The sequence below is a fragment of the Streptomyces sp. WAC05292 genome (assembly GCF_003949955.1).
Taxonomy (GTDB): Bacteria; Actinomycetota; Actinomycetes; order Streptomycetales; family Streptomycetaceae; genus Streptomyces; species Streptomyces globosus.
Genome location: NZ_RPSE01000454.1, coordinates 1 through 4,629 on the forward strand (window position 1 = coordinate 1; position 4,629 = coordinate 4,629).

Here is a 4,629-nt window from a genome sequence, read left to right on the forward strand (position 1 = left end):
GCCGTCATCGTCACCCCGTACTCATCCATCTCCCTGCCCCCGTTTCCTGTCGTTCCGGCATGAGCCATACGTGCGCGCGGGGCATGCAGCACCACTTTCCTTAACGGCGTTAAGGAGTCGCGCATCGCCAGTGTCCCCTTAACGTTGTTAAGCTGTCAACCCCTGGAAGCGGCAGCCGAGAAGAGGCAGCGATGACCCCCAAGCCCGACCGCACACCCCCCCGCGTCCCGCCCCTGAGCCGCGCCACGGTCGCCGAAGCGGCGCTGCGCCTGCTGAACGAGACGGGCCTGGAGAAGCTCACCCTGCGCGCCATCGCAGCCGAGCTGGACGTCAAGGCCCCGGCGCTCTACTGGCACTTCAAGAACAAGCAGGAACTCATCGACGAGATGGCGACGGAGATGGTCCGCCGCATGACCGCCGACGACGCAGGCCGCGAGCAGGAGCCCGCCGCCGGCCCGCCCGTTCCCGAGGACGGCCCCGGCTCCGCCTGGCGCGAGAGGCTCCTCGCCTCGAACCGCGCGCTCCGCCGCGCGCTGCTCTCCTACCGCGACGGCGCCCGTGTCTTCAGCGGCTCGCGCTTCACCGGGACCGACCATGCCGAACACGTCGACGCCCAGCTCCGGGTCCTGGTCGAAGCGGGCTTCGAGCTCCCGCAGGCGGTCCGCACGCTCACGACCGCCTTCCTGTACACGCTCGGCTTCGTCACCGAGGAACAGGGCGTCCACCCGGTGCCGGGCGAGCGCCGCGAGGGCTTCGACGTCGCCGAGCGCGGCGAGCGCCTGGCCGCCCACCCCCTGGCCGCGGCCGCCGGACCCCACCTGTTCGAGGACTACGACGCCCACTTCGAGGAGGGACTCGCCCTCGTCCTCGACGGCGCGGCCGCACGGTACGGCATCCGCTGACGAGGTCCGCAGGGCGCCCCGACCGCCTCTCGGGGGGATCTGCACTGTGCAGCCCTGCCGGCCGGCGCCGCCGGCGGGTCGAGGGTCAGGAGGGAGGGGCGGATGCGTGCCGTGCCCTGGTTGCACGTGGTTCCGGACACGGGCGCCGTGCCCGTCGGGCTGCTGCTCCCCGTGACGGGCAGGACGTACGTGGCGCGCCTCGACGGTCGCGGGATGTGCGACACCGACGCCGTCTTCCGGCGGTTCTACGACGGTCTGCGACTGCCCGACCACTTCGGCTGGAACTGGAACGCCCTCTCCGGCTGCCTGCGCGACCTGGAGTGGCTGTCCGCGGACCACCACGTAGTGATCATCGAGGCGGCGGACGAGGTGCTGCCGGACGATGCCTCCGGACGGCGACTGCTCTTCACCACCCTGCTGCGCGCGGGAGGGCGATGGTCCTACAGGCGGAACCCCGAAGGCACGGAACTCGGCAGACTCGTCGTGGTCATGATGTGCGCCGCCGCAGCCGTGCAGGCCCTGAAGGAGCAGCTGCGCTCCCACCTGGAGGAGGCGCCCCGCCCGAGGTGACCCGCTCCGCGACCCCCGTGCGATCGCGTCGATCGCCTGACGGTCGTCCCCGCCGGCCTACGCGCCCCCGTGCCCCGCAGGGCCCGGGGCCTCGGCGGCGTCGACGGCGCCCGCCGCTCCCGCGGCGTCCACGGCGGTCGCGGCCGCCGCCAGGCCCCCGTCGCCCTCCCCGAGGTCCGGGATCTGCTGCTCCGACCAGATGACCTTCCCCTCGGGCGTGTACCGGGCCCCCCACCGCCGGCTCAGCTGGGCGACGAGGAACAGTCCGCGGCCTCCCTCGTCCGTCGTCGTCGCGTAGTGCAGCCGCGGGGAGCTGCTGCTCCCGTCGAAGACCTCGCAGGTCAGCACCCGGTCCCGCAGGAGGCGTACGCGGACCGGCTCGGCGCCGTGCCGGATCGCGTTCGTGATCAGCTCGCTGAGCACCAGCTCGGTGGCGAACACCAGTTCCTCGAGCCCCCACTCCTCCAGCTTCGCCGTCGCGGCGGCCCGCAGCTGCCCCACCGCGCTCGGCTCGAACGGCACGTCCCATTCGGCGATCCGGTCGGCCGGCAGGGACGACGTACGGGCGACGAGCAGGGCGACATCGTCCCGGGCCCGCACCGGCAGCAGCTCGGCGAGGACCGCCCGCACGGTGTCCTCCGGGCTCCGGCCGGCGCGGGAGAGGGCGGCGCGCAGCAGATCGAGCCCCTCGTCGATGTCCCGGGCGCGGTCCTCGATCAGCCCGTCCGTGTACAGGACCAGCCGGCTGCCCTCCTCCAGGTCCAGTTCGGCGGCCTCGAACGGAAACCCGCCCAGGCCCAGCGGTGCGCCGGCCGGCAGTTCGGGCGCCTCCACCCTGCCGTCCGCGTGCACCACGAGCGGCGGGACGTGCCCCGCGCGCGCCACCGTGCAGCGCCGCGCCACCGCGTCGTAGACGGCGTACAGGCAGGTGGCGCCGAGGAGGCCGCCTTCGGCGCCTCCGCCCTCGCCGTTCTGGTCGGTGTACTGCACGAGGTCGTCGAGGCGGGCGAGCAGCTCGTCGGGCGGCAGGTCCAGGGAGGAGAAGTTCAGGACGGCCGTGCGGAGCCGGCCCATGGCGGCCGCCGCGTGCAGGCCGTGCCCGACGACGTCGCCGACGACGAGGGCGACCCGCCCGGCGGGCAGGGGGATCACGTCGAACCAGTCGCCGCCCACCCCCGACTGCGCGGGCAGGTAGTAGTGGGCCACCTCCACGGCGCTCTGCTCCGGCAGGTCCCGCGGCAGCAGGCTGTGCTGGAGGGTGATGGCCACGGCGTGCTCGCGGGTGTAGCGGCGTGCGTTGTCGATGCTGACGCCGGCCCGGGCCACGAGCTCCTCGGCCAGCGACAGGTCCTCCTCGTCGAACGGCTCGGGCTTCTCGGAGCGCCAGAAGTTGACCACGCCGAGGACCACCCCGCGGGCCTTGAGGGGCGCCGTGATCAGCGAGTGGATGCCGTAGTCGATGACGGCCTGCGCACGCGGCGGGTCCTGCGCGTACCAGCCGGGCGCCTTCTTCAGGTCGGCGATGACCTCGGCCCTGCCGCTGCTCAGGCCCCGCGCCTGCGGCGTGGACGGCAGGAAGTCGATCACCCGGCCGCGCGGGTAGAGCGGGATGTCGTCGCGGATGCCGCTGACGCCGGTGCGGCGCAGGTCGCCCGGCGCGGCGGTGGGCTCGTCGCCCCGCAGCACCGGCTCCGCCAGGTCGACGGTCGCGAAGTCGGCGAACCGCGGCACCGCCACATCGGCGAGTTCCTGGGCGGTGCGCTCCACGTCCAGGGTGGTGCCGACGCCGACACCGGCGTCGTACAGCAGCCGCAGCCGCCTTCGGGCGGCTTCCGCGCGCGTGCTGAGCACCCGCATCTCCGTGGAGTCCCGGATGGTGACCGCCATGCCCTCGGGGCGGCCGCGGGGGCGGGTGGGCCGCTGGTTGATGACCAGCAGCCGCTCCCCGGCCTCCAGCACCTCGTCGGTCGCCTCGCGGCCGGAAAGCACCAGGCCGGCGAGGTTGCCGTCGAGTTCGGCGAGCTCGCTGATGTGCCGCCCCTCGGCGTCGGGCGGCAGGCCGAGGAGCCGTTTCGCCTCGTCGTTCGCGAGGAGCAGCCGGCCGTCGCGGTCCGTGATCAGCACGCCCTCGCGCACCGCGTGCAGCACCGCGTCGTGGTGCTCGTACATGCGGGTCATCTCGAGCGGGCCGAGGCCGCGGGTCTGCCGGCGCAGGCGGTTGCTGATCAGGGCGGCGCCCGCGGTGCCCAGTGCCAGTCCGGCCGCGCTGGCGCCGAGGATCACGGGGAGCTGCCGGTCGACGAGGCCGCTGACGTTCTCGACGGTCATGCCCGCCGAGACCAGGGCCTCCACGGGCCCGCTGTCGCCCTCGGCGAAGACGGGCACGACGGCCTGGATCTCCTTGCCCAGAGGGCCCTCGACGCTCTCCACGTGCACCTGCCCGGCGAGTGACGGCTCGATCGTGCCGACGAACCGCTTGCCGATGCGGTCGGGGAGCGGGTGGGTGTAGCGGATCCCCTGGGTGTCCATCACGACGATGAAGTCGACGCCCGCCGCCTTGCGGGTCTCCTCGGTGAGCGGTTGCAGGATCGCCGACGGATCCGGGGACTGCAGGGCCTCGCGCAGCCCGAGCGAGTGCGCAAAGGTTTCGGCGACGGACACCGACCGGTTCCGGGCCTCGCGTTCGACATCGCTGCGGGACTGCAGCACCAGCGCCAGCACGGCCCCGGCTGCGAGCAGCACCACGATCGCCACCTGGAGGACGAATACCTGTGTGGCGACGCTCCGCGGGCGCTTCCCGCTCAGTGACCGCACCGATGTCCCCGGCACGGGTTGCAAGGCTGGGTCACGAGACCATTTGTAGCACTGTCGCCGGGTATGGGCCGGCAGCGGCTTGCCGAAGCCCTCCAGTTCGGCGAATTCGCCGCGGGCGGCGGCTTCGCGGATCTGGCGGTCCACCCACGACTCGAAGTCCACTCCCGGGGGCTTGCGCTCGGTCACGGTTCCTCCTGCGAAGGGGTGTACGGGGTCCTGCCGGGCGTACGGCGTCCAGCGTAGCGCCGGAGCCGCCGGGCTTTCCGGGTGCGCCGGTCGGCCTGCGGGCGGCGGGGAGTGCGCCGCTGCGCGGAGCCGTCCCCCACCCCGCCCTTCCCGGAAC

General features: G+C 73.5%; 3 protein-coding genes. 2 read left to right on the forward strand and 1 reads right to left on the reverse strand.

From position 1 onward, the window contains the following. Positions 1–191 precede the first annotated feature (191 nt). Together EF903_RS29050 and EF903_RS29055 are read left to right on the forward strand one after the other, a co-directional pair. Positions 192–902, forward strand: coding sequence for a TetR/AcrR family transcriptional regulator (locus EF903_RS29050; RefSeq protein WP_125547987.1), 711 nt, complete (start codon positions 192–194; stop codon positions 900–902). Between the two features lie 111 nt (positions 903–1,013). Beyond that, positions 1,014–1,472 (forward strand): barstar family protein, encoded by a 459-nt coding sequence (locus tag EF903_RS29055; RefSeq protein ID WP_221888791.1) that lies wholly within the window; start codon positions 1,014–1,016, stop codon positions 1,470–1,472. A 57-nt stretch (positions 1,473–1,529) separates the two neighbouring features. Here the strand turns inward: EF903_RS29055 and EF903_RS29060 are convergent, their stop codons facing one another. After that, positions 1,530–4,472: a DnaJ family domain-containing protein gene (locus EF903_RS29060; RefSeq protein ID WP_125547989.1), complete on the reverse strand. Its 2,943-nt coding sequence runs from the start codon at positions 4,470–4,472 to the stop codon at positions 1,530–1,532. Positions 4,473–4,629: the final 157 nt, after the last annotated feature.